11 protein-coding genes, 2 tRNA genes and 3 rRNA genes are annotated in these 17,128 nt (G+C 42.0%); all 16 read left to right on the top strand.

Features of this window, described 5'->3' with window-relative positions:
• Positions 1-74 precede the first annotated feature (74 nt).
• The 16 genes from NMS_RS14055 to rrf all read left to right on the top strand — a co-directional run bounded on the left by NMS_RS14055 (position 75) and on the right by rrf (position 16,680).
• Positions 75-206: a hypothetical protein gene (locus NMS_RS14055; protein ID WP_262491886.1), complete on the top strand. Its 132-nt coding sequence runs from the start codon at positions 75-77 to the stop codon at positions 204-206.
• Positions 190-741 (top strand): nucleotide exchange factor GrpE, encoded by a 552-nt coding sequence (locus tag NMS_RS00075; protein WP_041494789.1) that lies wholly within the window; start codon positions 190-192, stop codon positions 739-741. The genes NMS_RS14055 and NMS_RS00075 overlap by 17 nt, the downstream gene beginning before the upstream one ends.
• A gap of 1 nt (position 742) precedes the next feature.
• A complete protein-coding gene (gene dnaJ, locus NMS_RS00070; RefSeq protein WP_041494788.1) occupies positions 743-1,876 on the top strand; it encodes a molecular chaperone DnaJ in 1,134 nt (377 codons plus the stop codon).
• Between the two features lie 224 nt (positions 1,877-2,100).
• Positions 2,101-3,030 carry an ABC transporter ATP-binding protein gene (locus tag NMS_RS00065; RefSeq protein ID WP_041494787.1) on the top strand — a complete coding sequence of 310 codons (930 nt, stop codon included), beginning with the start codon at positions 2,101-2,103 and terminating at the stop codon, positions 3,028-3,030.
• Positions 3,023-4,318 (top strand): ABC transporter permease, encoded by a 1,296-nt coding sequence (locus NMS_RS00060; protein ID WP_041494786.1) that lies wholly within the window; start codon positions 3,023-3,025, stop codon positions 4,316-4,318. The genes NMS_RS00065 and NMS_RS00060 overlap by 8 nt, the downstream gene beginning before the upstream one ends.
• The gene (locus NMS_RS00055) at positions 4,318-5,211 is read left to right on the top strand and encodes a mechanosensitive ion channel family protein (protein ID WP_041494785.1); all 894 of its coding nucleotides are present in this window, start codon (positions 4,318-4,320) and stop codon (positions 5,209-5,211) included. Before NMS_RS00060 ends, NMS_RS00055 begins: the two co-directional genes overlap by 1 nt.
• 3 nt (positions 5,212-5,214) lie before the next feature.
• A complete protein-coding gene (locus NMS_RS00050; RefSeq protein ID WP_041494784.1) occupies positions 5,215-6,093 on the top strand; it encodes a DUF6268 family outer membrane beta-barrel protein in 879 nt (292 codons plus the stop codon).
• Complete coding sequence (locus NMS_RS00045) at positions 6,093-7,256, top strand: sigma-54-dependent transcriptional regulator (RefSeq protein ID WP_041494783.1); 1,164 nt, start codon at positions 6,093-6,095, stop codon at positions 7,254-7,256. Before NMS_RS00050 ends, NMS_RS00045 begins: the two co-directional genes overlap by 1 nt.
• Before the next feature lie 6 nt (positions 7,257-7,262).
• Complete coding sequence (locus NMS_RS00040; RefSeq protein ID WP_041494782.1) at positions 7,263-8,132, top strand: PPK2 family polyphosphate kinase; 870 nt, start codon at positions 7,263-7,265, stop codon at positions 8,130-8,132.
• Positions 8,125-9,528: a M20/M25/M40 family metallo-hydrolase gene (locus NMS_RS00035; protein ID WP_041494781.1), complete on the top strand. Its 1,404-nt coding sequence runs from the start codon at positions 8,125-8,127 to the stop codon at positions 9,526-9,528. The genes NMS_RS00040 and NMS_RS00035 overlap by 8 nt, the downstream gene beginning before the upstream one ends.
• A gap of 52 nt (positions 9,529-9,580) precedes the next feature.
• Positions 9,581-10,912: an MATE family efflux transporter gene (locus NMS_RS00030; RefSeq protein WP_041494780.1), complete on the top strand. Its 1,332-nt coding sequence runs from the start codon at positions 9,581-9,583 to the stop codon at positions 10,910-10,912.
• A gap of 565 nt (positions 10,913-11,477) precedes the next feature.
• Positions 11,478-12,999: ribosomal RNA gene (locus tag NMS_RS00025) — 16S ribosomal RNA — on the top strand.
• A gap of 159 nt (positions 13,000-13,158) precedes the next feature.
• Positions 13,159-13,232: transfer RNA gene (locus tag NMS_RS00020), tRNA-Ile, on the top strand.
• A 127-nt stretch (positions 13,233-13,359) separates the two neighbouring features.
• Positions 13,360-13,433 (top strand) — tRNA-Ala (locus tag NMS_RS00015).
• A gap of 207 nt (positions 13,434-13,640) precedes the next feature.
• Positions 13,641-16,463: ribosomal RNA gene (locus NMS_RS00010) — 23S ribosomal RNA — on the top strand.
• A 108-nt stretch (positions 16,464-16,571) separates the two neighbouring features.
• Positions 16,572-16,680: ribosomal RNA gene (gene rrf, locus NMS_RS00005) — 5S ribosomal RNA — on the top strand.
• The 16S, 23S and 5S rRNA genes sit together here with 2 tRNA genes alongside, the layout of an rRNA operon.
• Positions 16,681-17,128 lie beyond the last annotated feature (448 nt).

Genomic DNA, 17,128 nt, shown 5'->3' with positions numbered 1-17,128 from the left:
ATAGATGTACCTACAAATATAGAAGTTAAGGAATTATTAAATTAATTCGGTGACATTTTGACACCAGTATACTTGTGGCAGCACTTTTGACCATTGCGTGCAGTGCAGTTGATGTGGTTTTCGCTTTCGCGAAAGCGAACTACCTACAACTTCATAAAATAACTATAGAATTTAAAGAAGCGTCAGCATATGGCAAAGAAGAATAAGAATGAAGTAGAAGAGCCTCTGGAAGAACAGGCTGGTTCTCAGGATCAGGAACAAGTTCAGGAAGAAGAAACTCAAGACGAGCGCACGGTAGAAGAAATACTGGCGGAGGATGTACAGAAAGAGAAAGACCGGTTTTTACGTCTGTTTGCAGAGTTTGAGAATTACAAACGACGCACAGCCAAGGAACGCATCGAGCTTTTCAAAACAGCAGGTGAAGGAGTATTGAAAGATATGATTCCCGTACTTGATGATTTTGATCGTGCGATGGTGGAGATAGGAAAGTCTGAAGATAAGGATCTAGCGGACGGTGTGATTTTGATTCATAACAAGCTTAGGAATACATTAATGTCTAAAGGTCTTACTTTAATGGAACTGAATGCTGGGGAACCTTTTAATGCAGACGAGCATGAAGCAGTTACTCAAATTCCTGCCCCAAGCGATGACATGAAAGGCAAGATTATCGACGTGATTGAAAAAGGATATAAACTGGGCGACAAGATTGTACGTTTCCCAAAAGTGGTGATAGGACAATAGCATGGCAGATTTTTATGACATATTAGGCATATCAAAAGGAGCATCAGCAGCTGAAATCAAAAAGGCATATCGTAAGAAAGCCATTGAATTTCACCCTGACAAAAATCCTGGAGATACAGCTGCAGAAGAAAACTTTAAAAAAGCGGCGGAAGCTTATGAAACCTTAAGCGACCCGCAGAAAAAGTCACGTTATGATCAATTAGGTCACCAGGCTTATACCTCTGGCGGCGGTCAAGGCTTCGGCGGTGGCGGCGGATTTGGAGGAATGGATATGGAAGACATATTCAGCCAGTTCGGTGATATTTTTGGAGGTGGCGGTGGTGGCTTCTCTGGTTTTTCTGGATTCGGCGGTGGCGGTGGTCAACGTAGAGTTAAGGGAAAAGATTTACGCATACGTGTTTCTCTAACATTAGAGGAGGCAGCAAACGGCGTCGAGAAAAAAGTTAAAGTAAAGCGCAAAAAACAAGCGCCTGGAGTAAGCTACAAAACTTGTCCTACTTGTAAAGGTAGCGGTCAGATAGCTCGCATTCAGAATACTATTTTAGGACGCATGCAAACAAGCGCTCCTTGTACCAGTTGTGGTGGATCTGGACAAATAATTGATAGCAAACCAGCAGGAGCAGATAATCAAGGATTGATATCTGAAGAAGAGACGGTTTCCATAAAAATTCCAGCAGGAGTTGAAAGCGACATGCGTTTGAAAGTAGGCGGGAAAGGAAACGAAGCACCTGGCAACGGTGTCAGCGGTGACTTACTTGTAGATATAGAAGTAAAACCACATGCGGAATTACAGCGAGAAGGAAACAATTTGCATTATGACTTATATGTAAGTGTGCCTGAAGCGGTACTGGGTACATCTAAGGAAATAAAGACCGTAAGTGGAAAAGTGCGCATTCCTATAGAAGCAGGAATACAAAGTGGCAAGATCTTGCGATTGAGAGGTAAAGGGATGCCTAGTTTGAATGGATATGGAACAGGAGATCTATTAGTTCATGTAAACGTTTGGACTCCAAGGAGTTTGAGCAAGGAGCAAAAAGACTTTTTTGAAAGTATGAAAACTGATTCTCATTTTGAACCAGCACCAGAGCAAGGAGACAAGTCTTTCTTCGAGAAGGTAAAAGACATGTTTTCTTAAGGAAATATTATGATAACTGAAAAATAAGTTTATATTTGGTAGACATTTGGTTAACCAACCAATTGTTATTTTTCTTTTTCATAGCAATTTTTCCCACCTCTCAAGTAATTGAGAGGTGGGTTTTTTTATGGTAAATAGTGCCGCAGCGCCTGGCTCTATTAAATAATTCAAAAATGCCCTAGAGTAGTGGTCTATATTGTTAATTTAGCGATATTAACTACTCTATGGAATATGCTCTAGAAGCCCTAAACATTTCTAAATCTTACGGAAACTTTACGGCGCTCAATCAAGTGACCATTCAAGTCCCTAAAGGCAGCATCTATGGTTTACTAGGACCTAATGGTGCCGGTAAAACCTCTTTAATACGTATTATCAATCAAATTACTGCTCCAGATTCTGGAATGGTAAAACTGAATACTGAGCCTTTAGAACCGCGGCATATATCACATATAGGGTACATGCCAGAAGAAAGAGGCTTGTATAAGTCAATGAAAGTAGGAGAGCAATGCATTTACCTAGCACGTTTAAAAGGTATGGGAAAGGCAGAAGCTAAAGAGAAGCTGCTGTACTGGTTTGAACGATTAGGAATGCAAGGCTGGTGGAATAAAAAACTGCAAGAGCTTTCTAAAGGTATGGCGCAAAAGGTTCAATTTATTGTGACCGTATTGCATGAGCCTGATTTGTTAATTTTTGATGAACCATTTTCAGGATTCGATCCCGTAAATGCTGATCTTATTAAAGACGAAATTTTAAGACTGCGCGATCAAGGAGCCACTATAATTTTTTCCACTCACCGTATGGAAAGTGTAGAGGAAATGTGTGATTATATCGCATTGATCAATAAATCTAAAGTAGTGCTACAAGGCAAATTAAATGATGTAAGACAACGGTATAGAAATCGCACCTATGCTGTTTCTCTAATTTGTGATACTAGAGAAGCTGCAATTCGTGAATTAGAGAAAACTGTCTCTGTCGTGCCAGCCGAATTTAAAGGATTGGATAACTCCACAGACATGACTATTCAGATTCCAGAGGATATAAGTGTTCCGCAAGTGTTACAGCAACTCACCAGTTTAGGAGAATTAACTCACTTTAGTGAGGTTATTCCTAGCGTCAATCAAATATTCATTCAAACCGTAAGACAAGATGGATAAGCTGTGGTTGATTATCAAGAGAGAATACATTAACAAAGTGCGCAACCGCACCTTTGTGATTATGACCTTTGTCAGTCCTCTGATATTCATTGGAGTTATACTACTCATAGGTTGGCTTACCAGCGTCAATAACAGCGATGTGAAACGGGTCACCATTCTAGATGATACTACTCAAGGTTATGACCTGTTGTTTGAAGAGACGGACGATTACCAATACAATAAGCTGGAAAATGTCACTTTAGATAATGCCCTTGCGATGAGTGGTAAGAATGATGATTATGGTCTGGTTCATATTACTCAAAATGAAGATGGGCAGGTGCAAGTAATGATGTACAGCGATGACTCACCTTCCTTGTCCTATATAACTTCTATTGAGGAGCGTATTTCTAAAAAAGCAACGGAAGACAACCTGATTGAGCAAGGGGTGGATTTGAACACCTTAGAAAGTTCAAGAGTTGACACCACAGTTGCTTTACAGACCTATTCTGGTGTTGTAAACAGTAAAGCATCGAGTTGGGTTAAAATTGCCCTAGGTGGTGCATCTGGTTATTTATTGATGATGTTTATTATCATTTATGGTAATATGGTAATGCGATCTGTCATTGAGGAAAAGACGAATCGGATCATTGAAATCATAGTGAGTTCCGTTAAGCCTATATATTTAATGCTAGGTAAGATTACAGGGACATCACTAGCTGGGATCACTCAATTTGCAATTTGGGTCATTCTAGGCTTTGTTTTAATTGTTGCGGGTTCGGCAATTTTTGGTGTGGAAGCCTTTCAAAATCCGGCAAATCAGGATATGGTTGCTCAAGCGCAGAATACAGACGAGATGCAATTGATTTTGAATGATATCATGCAGCTGCCATTGGCCACCATGATCAGTTGTTTCTTTATTTATTTCATAGGGGGTTATTTTTTGTATGCGGCCATCTATACAGCAATAGGTGCAGCAGTTGATAGCGAGACTGACACACAGCAGTTCATGCTGCCTGTCATCTTACCATTAATCCTTTCTATATATGTGGGGTTCTTCAGTGTGATTGATAATCCTAATGGAACAATAGCAGTCATTTTCTCATACATACCATTGACATCGCCCATTGTAATGTTGATGCGCATACCATTTGGTGAAGTGACTTGGTGGCAACTTGGTTTAAGCATCTTGATTCTGTATTGTTCTATCATTTTAGTAGCATATCTCGCAGCAAAAATTTACCGGATAGGAATTTTGATGTACGGGAAGAAAACCAACTGGAAGGATCTCTATAAATGGCTTAAGTACTAATGAATATTGACTGGCAAAAAATAAAAGATTTTTTTAACTATCCAATCATTCCTGCAGGGAAGGAAGGAGATTTTCACTTTGATACATGGATGCTCATCTTGACGATTTTTGCAATCGTTATTGTCACCTTCTTATTGCGTGGAATTAGACGATTCTTCACTAGAAATATGGAAGAGAGCGAAAAGCTCAAATTCCAAAGCATTTTCAAGTACTTTAATTATCTTATATATTTAATCGTCATTCTTGTGATCCTTCACAGCTACGATGTCGATTTGACAGCTGTGCTCACTGCAAGTGCCGCTATCTTTGTAGGTCTAGGTTTTGCATTGCAAGATTTATTTAAGGATATCATTGCAGGAATCACCATACTAGTAGATAAATCGCTGCTGGTAAACGATGTTATCGAGGTAAATGATAAAGTAGCACGGGTATTTGAAATTAAGCTACGCAGTACTCGGGCTATAACCAGGGATGATAAAGTCTTGATCTTACCTAATCACTTATTTTTAAGCGAGACCATTTATAATTTTACTCAGAACCATTCCAAAACACGCGAATCTGTTCATGTAGGAGTGGCATACGGGAGTGATGTGAGAAAAGTGGAAAAACTTTTGATAGAATGCGCTAAAGCAGAAAAGTCTATTTTAAAAAGCCCAGAGCCTTTTGTGATGTTCAACAACTTCGGTGACAGTAGTCTGGATTTCGGGATTTATTTTTTCATTCGAGATAGTTTTACAGATCCTAGAATAAAAAGTAATTTGAGATTTGCTATTGATCAAGCATTCCGTGATAACAATATTACTATCCCGTTCCCGCAACGCGATGTACATTTTTATCAATCTAAACCTATACATTTAAACAATGATAAATCAGGAAATTCATCTAACGAGTAACTTATGATTAAGAAATTATTTATTTGTTTGATGGTTTTCGCTTTCGCGAAAGCGAACTCCCAAGGAACTGATCTTTTTAGGGCAGAATATACCTATTTCCCCCAAAGAGATTCTGATAACAGCTTCAGAAGGTTTAGAACTTTTTTTAATGTACCGTTGAAAATCAATGAAGGAACCTATATCGTTCCATACTTTGAATATAGAAATGTGCATTTATTAATCAGGGATGAAGAGCAATTCTTTACACAGTTTGGAACGGACCGTTACGAGAGTTACGAGGCGGCACTAGGTATTACCTTTCCCATGAAAAATGACTGGCGTTTTGGTAGTAGGGTAGGTGCTTTATTTGCTTCAAATTTTGATTCTGGCAGCATTGAATCAGGTGATACGTTTTTTTCAGGATCTGTTTATTTTATTAAAGATAAAAGGGATAATCCCAATGGTAAACCTTGGCGATTAGTTGTAGGTGTGCAATATTCAACAAGAGTGGGACGCCCATTCCCATTGCCTTACCTGAATTATTACAGAGAATTTGCACCTAAGTGGAGTTACTCTTTAGGTGCTCCCAAAATGAACTTGAAATACAATTTTGATGAAAAAAATAGCATGCAGACGTATTTGCGTCTAGACGGTTTTTACGCAAATATTCAAAACGATGCTATTACAGAACTGGGCGCGGTAGCAGACAATGTCAGTATGACCACCCTTGTCGCTGGTTTAGGATATGAACATAACTTTACAAAACACTTATCCATATATGGTTATGTAGGCTACTCGCTTATCAATGACATACGATTACGCAATGATGATGGTGATGATGTAAAAACGGTAAATGACTCGAATACCTTTTATTCTCGAGCAGGCATAAAATTTTCTTTATAATGGCTACTATTTTAATTATTGAAGACGAATCCGCTATACGCAGAGTTCTGGTCAAAATCCTCACAGAGGAAAATAAAGACTATAGTGTCACTGAAGCTACAGATGGTCTTCAAGGAACTGAGTTAGTCAAAGACAATGATTATGATCTGGTACTTTGTGATATTAAGATGCCAAAAATGGATGGCGTTGAGGTCTTAACAGCCATCAAAAAAATCAAACCAGAGATACCAGTTGTCATGATATCAGGACATGGTGACTTAGATACTGCTGTGAACACCATGCGACTGGGTGCTTTTGATTACATATCTAAGCCACCAGATTTGAATCGTTTGCTTAATACAGTGCGCAACGCCCTCGATCGCAAAACACTAGTGGTAGAAAACAAACGCCTTAAGAAAAAGGTGAGTAAGAATTATGAGATGGTGGGTAAAAGCGAACTTATCGTCATCATAAAAAATATCATTGAAAAAGTAGCGCCTACCGAAGCTCGCGTCTTGATTACTGGAGAAAACGGAACTGGGAAAGAGCTTGTTGCTCACTGGCTGCATGAAAAAAGCAACCGTGCTAACGGCCCTTTTATTGAGGTAAACTGTGCGGCGATTCCGGGAGAACTTATAGAAAGCGAATTATTCGGTCACGTAAAGGGTAGTTTTACTGGAGCAAATAAGGATCGGGCAGGTAAATTTGAAGCGGCAAATGGAGGGACAATATTTCTGGATGAAATAGGAGACATGAGCTTAAATGCTCAAGCTAAAGTGCTGCGAGCGCTTCAAGAAAATAAAATACAGCGCGTAGGAAGCGATAAAGACATAAAAGTAGATGTACGGATTCTCGCTGCGACAAATAAAAACCTGAAAAAAGAAATTGAGGAAAATAATTTTAGAGAGGACCTCTACCACAGGCTAGCGGTAATCCTATTAAACGTTCCATCCTTAAATGAACGTCGAGAGGATATTCCACTATTGGCTAATTTCTTTGCAGAAAAGATAGCTTCTGAACAAGGAACAGCCACTAAGAGTTTTGAAGACGAAGCCATTAAATTGCTTCAAGAATATGACTGGACAGGAAACATCAGAGAACTGCGCAATGTCGTAGAACGATTAATCATCTTAGGAGGTAAAGAAATCAGTGAAAAAGATGTGAAGTTATTTGCTAGTAAATAGAAATCTATGAATTTAGAAAATTACCGTGCCACAGCAGACAAAAAACTAGAGAGTTATTCTACCAAACTAGAACAAACGCTAGAAAAGAAAGCGGCAAAGAAAGCCCTTAAAAAGTCTCGAAGAACCTTGGCTGAATTTCAAGAACGACTTTATGCTGACGATAAGTATGCAGTTCTAGTATGTTTTCAGGGCATGGATACTTCTGGCAAGGATAGTTTGATACGTGAGGTTTTTAAGGATTTCAATGTACGTGGTGTAGAACAACACAGCTTTAAAGTCCCAACCGAGTTAGAACTATCGTACGGTTATTTATGGCGTCATTATATAGCTTTACCTAGAAAAGGGGCATTCGGTATATTTAATCGAACACATTACGAAAATGTATTAGTCACTAGAGTCCATCCAGAGTATTTGATGAACGAGAATTTGCCGGGAATTGATAGCGTTGATGATGTGGATCAGGATTTTTGGAACATGCGCTATGAACAAATCAATAATTTTGAGAAAGAACTGACTCAAAACGGAACCATCATTTTCAAATTCTTCCTCAATTTGAGCAAGGAAGAACAAAAGAACCGCCTATTGAGACGATTGAATTTGCCAGAAAAGAATTGGAAATTCTCAGCAGGTGATCTTGCAGAACGTGAACTCTGGGACAAGTACATGAACGCCTACGAACAAGCCATTCAAAACACAAGTACTGAAAATGCCCCATGGTATGTAATCCCAGCAGACGATAAACCTATAGCTAGGTATATGGTGAGTGAAATACTAGTAAATCACTTAGAGCCTAGAAAAGACATCCAGTTCCCAACCCTTGATGAGAAAACGGCTGGTCGTCTGGAAGAATTTAAAAACAAATTATCTCATGAATAGAATTTTTACTCTTGCAGTCATATTAGGGAGTTTCGCTTTCGCGAAAGCGCAAAAATCCGCAGCAGCCATGGACTCCACTGTATTGCGTAGCATCTATAATCAGAACCTTACTTCTTCTAAGAGCTACCAATGGTTAGATCACTTATCTAATAATATAGGAGGTAGGTTGTCTGGATCACCACAAGCACAATTAGCAGTGGAATACACCTTAGAAGAACTTAAAAAAGTTGCAGACACCGCTTACCTGCAACCAGTAATGGTTCCTAAGTGGACCAGAGGAATTCCGGAAGTAGCATATTTTAAAGATGCAGAAGGCAACAATACTAAAGTGAACGTGTGCGCTTTAGGCGGTTCCATTGCAACTCCAGCAAATGGAATTTGGGCAGAAGTTATTGAAGTAGATGGATTAGAAGATTTGAAATCATTAGGAAGATCCAAAATTGAAGGAAAGTTTGTTTTTTACAACCGCCCCATGGAATCTACTAAAATTCAAACTTTTGAATCCTATGGGGGCTGTGTAGATCAACGCTATTCTGGTGCACAAGCTGCTGCAGAATATGGAGCGGTGGGAACTATTGTAAGGTCAATGAATTTGAGAATGGATGATTTTCCACATACAGGTGCCATGAGCTATGGTGATTTGCCCATGGATCAATACATTCCATCAACAGCCATCAGCACAAACGATGCAGAGAAGCTGCATCAAGCACTTCAGGAAGACAAGAATTTAAAGTTTTATTTATTTCAAGACAGCGAGAATCACGGCGATGTTCAATCATATAATGTGATTGCAGAAATTAAGGGAAGTCAGTTTCCTGATGAGGTGATCGTGGTAGGTGGACATTTAGATTCTTGGGATTTAGGAGATGGCAGCCATGATGATGGGGCAGGAGTGGTGCAGTCCATGCAAGTTTTGCAGACCATGAAAGCAACCAATTATAGACCTAAGAGAACCATACGTGTAGTGTTGTTCATGAACGAAGAAAATGGATTAAGAGGTGCAAACGCCTATGCAGCTGCAGTGGCAACTCAAGATCAAAAGCATATTCTAGCTTTAGAAAGTGATGCTGGTGGCTTCACGCCTAGAGGTTTTGGTTTTGATACTTCTCCTCTGCAAATGCAACAGATTTTATCATGGAAAGGTCTATTCAAACCATACCTAATTCACTATTTTGAAATGGGCGGTAGCGGTGCTGACGTTGGCCCATTGAAAGATACAGGGGCAGTGCTTGCAGGATTGCGTCCAGACTCGCAACGTTATTTTGATTACCACCATGCATCAAATGATACATTTGACGCAGTGAATAAAAGAGAACTGGAATTAGGAGCTGCAACGATGACTTCATTGATATATTTATTCGATAACTACGGTCTCAGTAAAAAACTCAAGAAGTAAAAAAGACAAAGCAGTAAAGGGTGAAGACTTATCTTCGCCGTCTTTTTTATAAATGATTCTTTCTCAATATACAGCCGAGTTCAAACGCAATTTAACCATAGCCTTGCCTATAATGGCAGGTCAGGTCGCACATTTGTTAGTTGCCTTGGCAGATAATATAATGGTAGGAAAGTTGGGAGCTGCCCAGCTAGCTGCGGTATCCTTAGGAAACACCTTTATTTTCATCGCTCTATCAGTAGGCATGGGTTTGTCCTTTGCCATAACTCCATTGGTGGCAGAAGCCGACGGTCGCAAGAACCTAGAAGTTGCAAGAGCTTCATTCCATAATGGTTTTATCATGTGTGCTGTTAGTGGTGTACTCTTGGTTCTGATGCTATTTCTAGCAGAGCCACTACTGTACGCCATGGATCAGCCTATAGAGGTGGTGCAGCTAGCTATTCCATACATGCGTATCGTAGGGATTTCATTAATTCCATTGATGTTATTTCAAGCAATGAAGCAATTTTCTGATGGTTTATCGCTTACTCGAAATGCAATGATCGCCACACTTATTGCAAATATCATCAATGTGGGACTGAATTATCTTTTGATTTATGGAACATTCGGTTTTCCAAGATTAGAGGTGGCGGGAGCAGCTTATGGCACCCTGATCTCAAGAGTACTTATGGTGATCTTCCTTTATTTCATTTTGAAGAATAGCGATCAGACCAAAATGTATTTTGTGAAGTTTAGTAGACTTTCATGGGAGTATATGAAGTCCCTATTAAACTTAGGATTACCTACAGCATTACAAATGCTATTTGAAGTATCCTTATTTACCTCGGCAATTTTCCTTTCAGGTGTTTTAGGAACAGAGCATCAAGCGGCAAATCAAATTGCATTGAACTTGTCGGCAATAACCTTCATGGTAGGGGTAGGTCTTAGTGTAACTGCTACCATTCGAGTTGGTAACCATCTTGCTCCTGATCGCAAGCCTGATTTAATTAGAATTGCAAGATCCATATTTTTAATGGCTATAATAATAGATGTGTTCTTTGCTTTGTTATTCTATTTTGGTAGGAACATGTTACCTGAACTATATATAGATGATCCATATGTAATAGAACTAGCATCAGGCTTATTGTTAATTGCCGCATTATTTCAAATCAGTGATGGGTTGCAAGTAGTAGTCTTGGGTGCGTTGAGAGGTCTACAAGATGTTTGGGTCCCTAGTTTAATCTGTTTTGTGGCCTATACGATGATAGGTTTTCCTATTTCTTATTATTCGAGCTTACATTCTGATTATGGAATCAATGGTATTTGGTTAGGACTTCTTGCTGGGTTATCAGTTTCTGCAATTATGATGTATTTGAGATTTAGATACCTTTCTAGACTTCCAGCATAGTTTCAACATTCATTTCCAGAATCTCCACCCCTCGGTTTGGGTTGATTTTGATTTACAAACCCTCTCATGGTTGTATAAAATGCAGTTGATCGGATGTTGAGTTAGTGGGAGAGAGGTAGTTGAGGTAGATTTAGAGTGAGGGACAAAAAAAGATTGTGTTTTTTAGGTGTTGTAAAATACTGGTTATTTGGGGGTTAAAAAAAAGATTGTAATTATTTCAATTTTTCTCTTGAAAAAGTTTGGTTGGAAAGAAAAAGGCTGCGTATATTTGCACCCGCTTTGCAAGAGACGTTAAGTCAAAAACAAAGCAACGTTCATCGGAAATACTGGAAGACTGGAGTGATAGGGATCGTGAAGAGCCCGTGCTTTAAGTTCCGAGATTTAGACTTTCCGATAAGTTCATTGAGATATTGATTGACAGCACAAAATAAAGAACAGGTTCATTGTTTTTATTAATAATGGATCGGTAAGAAAATAATATAGTGTAAACAGACATAAACGCCAAATGCTTGTAGATATCGTGTTATGGGAGGTCTCCCACAAGAGATCTTTTTAACAAGATTCTACGATGAAGAGTTTGATCCTGGCTCAGGATGAACGCTAGCGGCAGGCCTAACACATGCAAGTCGAGGGGTAACAGGGAGCTTGCTCCGCTGACGACCGGCGCACGGGTGCGTAACGCGTATACAATCTACCTATCACTGAGGGATAGCCCGAAGAAATTTGGATTAACACCTCATGGTACCAGCTAATCGCATGATTTACTGGTTAAAGGTTACGGTGATAGATGAGTATGCGTCCTATTAGTTTGTTGGTAAGGTAACGGCTTACCAAGACTACGATAGGTAGGGGTCCTGAGAGGGAGATCCCCCACACTGGTACTGAGACACGGACCAGACTCCTACGGGAGGCAGCAGTGAGGAATATTGGACAATGGGCGAGAGCCTGATCCAGCCATGCCGCGTGCAGGAAGACGGCCCTATGGGTTGTAAACTGCTTTTGTACGGGAAGAAACCCCTCTACGTGTAGAGGGCTGACGGTACCGTAAGAATAAGCACCGGCTAACTCCGTGCCAGCAGCCGCGGTAATACGGAGGGTGCAAGCGTTATCCGGAATCATTGGGTTTAAAGGGTCCGTAGGCGGGCTAATAAGTCAGTGGTGAAATGCAGGGGCTCAACTCCGGCACTGCCATTGATACTGTTAGTCTTGAATTATTGTGAAGTGGCTAGAATATGTAGTGTAGCGGTGAAATGCTTAGATATTACATAGAATACCGATTGCGAAGGCAGGTCACTAACAATACATTGACGCTGAGGGACGAAAGCGTGGGTAGCGAACAGGATTAGATACCCTGGTAGTCCACGCCGTAAACGATGGTTACTAGCTGTCCGGTACGATTGAGTACTGGGTGGCCAAGCGAAAGTGATAAGTAACCCACCTGGGGAGTACGTTCGCAAGAATGAAACTCAAAGGAATTGACGGGGGCCCGCACAAGCGGTGGAGCATGTGGTTTAATTCGATGATACGCGAGGAACCTTACCAGGGCTTAAATGCAGTATGACAGGCTTAGAAATAGGTTTTTCTTCGGACATATTGCAAGGTGCTGCATGGTTGTCGTCAGCTCGTGCCGTGAGGTGTCAGGTTAAGTCCTATAACGAGCGCAACCCCTATTGCTAGTTGCCAGCGGATAATGCCGGGGACTCTAGTGAGACTGCCGGTGCAAACCGTGAGGAAGGTGGGGATGACGTCAAATCATCACGGCCCTTACGTCCTGGGCCACACACGTGCTACAATGGTAGGGACAGAGAGCAGCCACTTCGCGAGAAGGAGCGAATCTATAAACCCTATCACAGTTCGGATCGTAGTCTGCAACTCGACTACGTGAAGCTGGAATCGCTAGTAATCGCATATCAGCCATGATGCGGTGAATACGTTCCCGGGCCTTGTACACACCGCCCGTCAAGCCATGGAAGCTGGGGGTACCTGAAGTCGGTGACCGCAAGGAGCTGCCTAGGGTAAAACTGGTAACTGGGGCTAAGTCGTAACAAGGTAGCCGTACCGGAAGGTGCGGCTGGAACACCTCCTTTCTGGAGTACCTGAAATAATGGTACCTAAAAACGGGAGTCTTCCATAATGCGCTACACTTATTTGGCGTGTTTGTTTATATTATTATTTATTAATAGTAACTGTCAATCTTATTTATAAAAAAGTCGAAAGACGTGAGATGCCTTTTGAAGGTATGTCAGAGTCTCATAGCTCAGCTGGTTAGAGCGCTACACTGATAATGTAGAGGTCGGCAGTTCGAGTCTGCCTGAGACTACTTTTTAAAATACGCTTTCGCGAAAGCATAAATCGCGATTAGTTCATTAAAATATTTTATTGGAAATTCTAGAAGTTAGAGGATTCTACATTGGTAATTCTGAATTCATAATTCTGAATTCCATTATGGGGGATTAGCTCAGCTGGCTAGAGCGCCTGCCTTGCACGCAGGAGGTCATCGGTTCGACTCCGATATTCTCCACTACGCCCACCACGGGATCGCTTGCGATACCATGGTCAGCGCCGGGTTACCCCTTTGGGGGCCAGGGGGCCAACGTTCATTGACATATTGAAAAGATTAAACGAGAAACAGATAGGCACATTTTTACAAATGTGTTTGTTATTAATAAAGAATAAGAATACAAGAGCAAGGCGTTAGTTTTATATCGTTATAGAACTAACCAGAATACCATAAGCAAATTAAGGGCGTATGGGGAATGCCTAGGCTCTCAGAGGCGATGAAGGACGTGATAAGCTGCGATAAGTCGCGGGGATCAGCACATATGAATTGATCCGCGAATTTCCGAATGGGGCAACCCAGCATGTTGAAGACATGTTATCCGCAAGGAAGCAAACCTGGTGAACTGAAACATCTAAGTAGCCAGAGGAAGAGAAAACAATAGTGATTCCGCTAGTAGTGGCGAGCGAACGCGGAATAGCCCAAACCACGCAGTTTACGGACTGTGTGGGGTTGTAGGACCACAATATTTGATGCATTTTGAATTAGAATCCACTGGAAAGTGGAGCCATAGAAGGTGATAGCCCTGTATAGGTAAGCAATGTTATTGATAGTGGTATCCTGAGTAGTGCGGGGCACGTGAAACCCTGTATGAATCCGGCGGGACCATCCGCCAAGGCTAAATACTCCTGAGAGACCGATAGTGAACCAGTACCGTGAGGGAAAGGTGAAAAGAACCCTGAATAAGGGAGTGAAATAGAACCTGAAACCATACGCTTACAAGCGGTCGGAGCCACCTAGAGTGGTGACGGCGTGCCTTTTGCATAATGAGCCTACGAGTTACCGTTGTTAGCAAGGTTAAGCACTTCAGGTGCGCAGCCGTAGCGAAAGCGAGTCTGAATAGGGCGATATAGTTAGCAGTGGTAGACGCGAAACCGTGTGATCTACCCATGGGCAGGGTGAAGCTGTGGTAACACACAGTGGAGGCCCGAACCGGTTGACGTTGAAAAGTCTTCGGATGACCTGTGGGTAGGGGTGAAAGGCCAATCAAACTCGGAAATAGCTCGTACTCCCCGAAATGCATTTAGGTGCAGCGTTGATTTAGTTTTATAGAGGTAGAGCTACTGATTGGATGCGGGGGCTTCACCGCCTACCAATTCCTGACAAACTCCGAATGCTATAAAATGATGATCAGCAGTGAGGGCATGGGTGCTAAGGTCCATGTCCGAAAGGGAAAGAACCCAGACCATCAGCTAAGGTCCCCAAATATATGTTAAGTTGAAGAAACGAGGTTGTACTGCACTGACAGCTAGGATGTTGGCTTGGAAGCAGCCATTCATTTAAAGAGTGCGTAACAGCTCACTAGTCGAGCGGTACGGCATGGATAATAATCGGGCATAAACATATTACCGAAGCTATGGACTCTACGGAGTGGTAGGGGAGCATTCTATAGGTGTTGAAGATGGGTCGTGAGGCCTGTTGGAACGTATAGAAACGAAAATGTAGGCATAAGTAACGATAAAGGGGGCGAGAAACCCCCTCACCAAAAGACCAAGGTTTCCTCAGCTATGCTAATCAGCTGAGGGTTAGTCGGGTCCTAACGCGTATCCGAAGGGAGAAGTGGATGGACAACAGGTTAATATTCCTGTACCTGCTCGCATTAAAAGTGACGGAGGTGTAAAACTGGTGCGTACTGACGGAATAGTACGTTGAACCGATTTTTGAGATCGGGATAGTACCGCAAAGCTTCGGCCAAGTGGATAATCCAGTGGAGCAACTTCCAAGAAAAGCAAGCGAAGCAGCCCGTACCGCAAACCGACACAGGTGGTTGGGATGAGAATTCTAAGGTGCTCGAGTGATTCATGGCTAAGGAACTAGGCAAAATTGACCTGTAACTTCGGGAGAAAGGTCCCCCATAGCAATATGGGGCGCAGTGAAAAGATCCAAGCGACTGTTTATCAAAAACACAGGGCTCTGCTAAATCGAAAGATGATGTATAGGGCCTGACACCTGCCCGGTGCCGGAAGGTTAAGAGGAGGGTTTAGCTTCGGCGAAGATCTGAATTGAAGCCCCGGTAAACGGCGGCCGTAACTATAACGGTCCTAAGGTAGCGAAATTCCTTGTCGGGTAAGTTCCGACCTGCACGAATGGTGTAACGATTTGGATACTGTCTCAGCCATGAGCTCGGTGAAATTGTAGTATCGGTGAAGATGCCGATTACCCGCTACGGGACGAAAAGACCCCGTGCACCTTTACTATAGCTTAGTATTGATCTTGGATAAGTAATGTGTAGGATAGGTGGGAGACTTTGAAGTGGCGTCGCCAGGCGTCGTGGAGTCATTGTTGAAATACCACCCTTTGCTTATTTGAGACCTAACCTTCCGCTGGAAGGGACATTGCTTGGTGGGTAGTTTGACTGGGGTGGTCGCCTCCAAAAGAGTAACGGAGGCTTCTAAAGGTACCCTCAGCACGCTTGGTAACCGTGCGTAGAGTGCAATGGCATAAGGGTGCTTGACTGAGAGACATACAGGTCGATCAGGTTGGAAACAAGAGCATAGTGATCCGGTGGTTCCGCATGGAAGGGCCATCGCTCAAAGGATAAAAGGTACGCCGGGGATAACAGGCTGATCTCCCCCAAGAGCTCACATCGACGGGGGGGTTTGGCACCTCGATGTCGGCTCGTCACATCCTGGGGCTGGAGAAGGTCCCAAGGGTTGGGCTGTTCGCCCATTAAAGTGGCACGCGAGCTGGGTTCAGAACGTCGTGAGACAGTTCGGTCTCTATCTGTAGTGGGCGCAAGAAATTTGAGTGAATCTGACTTTAGTACGAGAGGACCGAGTTGGACTGACCGCTGGTGTACCAGTTGTTCCGCCAGGAGCATTGCTGGGTAGCTACGTCGGGAAGGGATAAGCGCTGAAAGCATATAAGCGCGAAACCCATCACAAGATGAGATTTCTTTAAAGGGTCGTGGGAGACTACCACGTTGATAGGTCATAGGTGTAAAGGCAGTAATGTCATAGCCGAGTGATACTAATTACCCGTAAGCTTAGGTATTCGAGACGCTTCTTGTATCCCTTATTTTTATATTATAAATGTCAATTATTTATATCTTTTCAGTATGTCAACACATACAGTGTTCTTTTATAGAGCACTGAATAACCTTAAGGTGGTTATAGCGATGGGGCTCACCTCTTACCTTTCCGAACAGAGAAGTTAAGCCCATTTGCGCAGATGGTACTGCTATTTGTGGGAGAGTATGTCGCCGCCTTCTTTATGAAATCCCCCAGCCTTTATTGGTTGGGGGATTTTTTTGGTCTGTACCCAAATGAGTCTTCTTGTGTATCGGCTGGAAGGGTTATAGTTCTACTCTATTTTGAGCTATTCAGATTTTACTACTAGCCTTCTTACTTATCTAAATTGTACTACTGCCCTTCTAATGAGAGATTATAAGTTTTATCCTTATGCTATGTAGTCATCTAACTCTTAATGGATGCGTTTGGTCATCTCGTGGTATTTGACACAGCTAATACCTGATGCTTCTTCTAGGGATGTGGTTCGCTGATCCCTAATAGCATTTACTTTTGTGCTTACAAGCAATTCATTTAACCTAGATGGTTTAACTAATGGATACTTGGTGATCCGCCAATCATATTACATTGGTTAGACAACTCTTAAGGGAACTATTGCAACGTACTAGATGGTGCGTTTGCTGCAGTTTC

This window comes from Nonlabens marinus S1-08, from assembly GCF_000831385.1.
GTDB lineage: Bacteria > Bacteroidota > Bacteroidia > Flavobacteriales > Flavobacteriaceae > Nonlabens > Nonlabens marinus.
The sequence above is the reverse complement of the archived record's forward strand: the minus strand, read 5'-3'. Positions and strand labels throughout refer to the sequence as shown.

Coding starts and splice junctions, on each gene's coding strand:
- dnaJ (WP_041494788.1), top strand. CDS start 743: ATGGCAGATTTTTATGACATATTAGGCATATCAAAAGGAGCATCAGCA.
- NMS_RS00050 (WP_041494784.1), top strand. CDS start 5,215: ATGATTAAGAAATTATTTATTTGTTTGATGGTTTTCGCTTTCGCGAAA.
- NMS_RS00065 (WP_041494787.1), top strand. CDS start 2,101: ATGGAATATGCTCTAGAAGCCCTAAACATTTCTAAATCTTACGGAAAC.
- NMS_RS00075 (WP_041494789.1), top strand. CDS start 190: ATGGCAAAGAAGAATAAGAATGAAGTAGAAGAGCCTCTGGAAGAACAG.
- NMS_RS00060 (WP_041494786.1), top strand. CDS start 3,023: ATGGATAAGCTGTGGTTGATTATCAAGAGAGAATACATTAACAAAGTG.
- NMS_RS00055 (WP_041494785.1), top strand. CDS start 4,318: ATGAATATTGACTGGCAAAAAATAAAAGATTTTTTTAACTATCCAATC.
- NMS_RS00045 (WP_041494783.1), top strand. CDS start 6,093: ATGGCTACTATTTTAATTATTGAAGACGAATCCGCTATACGCAGAGTT.
- NMS_RS00040 (WP_041494782.1), top strand. CDS start 7,263: ATGAATTTAGAAAATTACCGTGCCACAGCAGACAAAAAACTAGAGAGT.
- NMS_RS00035 (WP_041494781.1), top strand. CDS start 8,125: ATGAATAGAATTTTTACTCTTGCAGTCATATTAGGGAGTTTCGCTTTC.
- NMS_RS00030 (WP_041494780.1), top strand. CDS start 9,581: ATGATTCTTTCTCAATATACAGCCGAGTTCAAACGCAATTTAACCATA.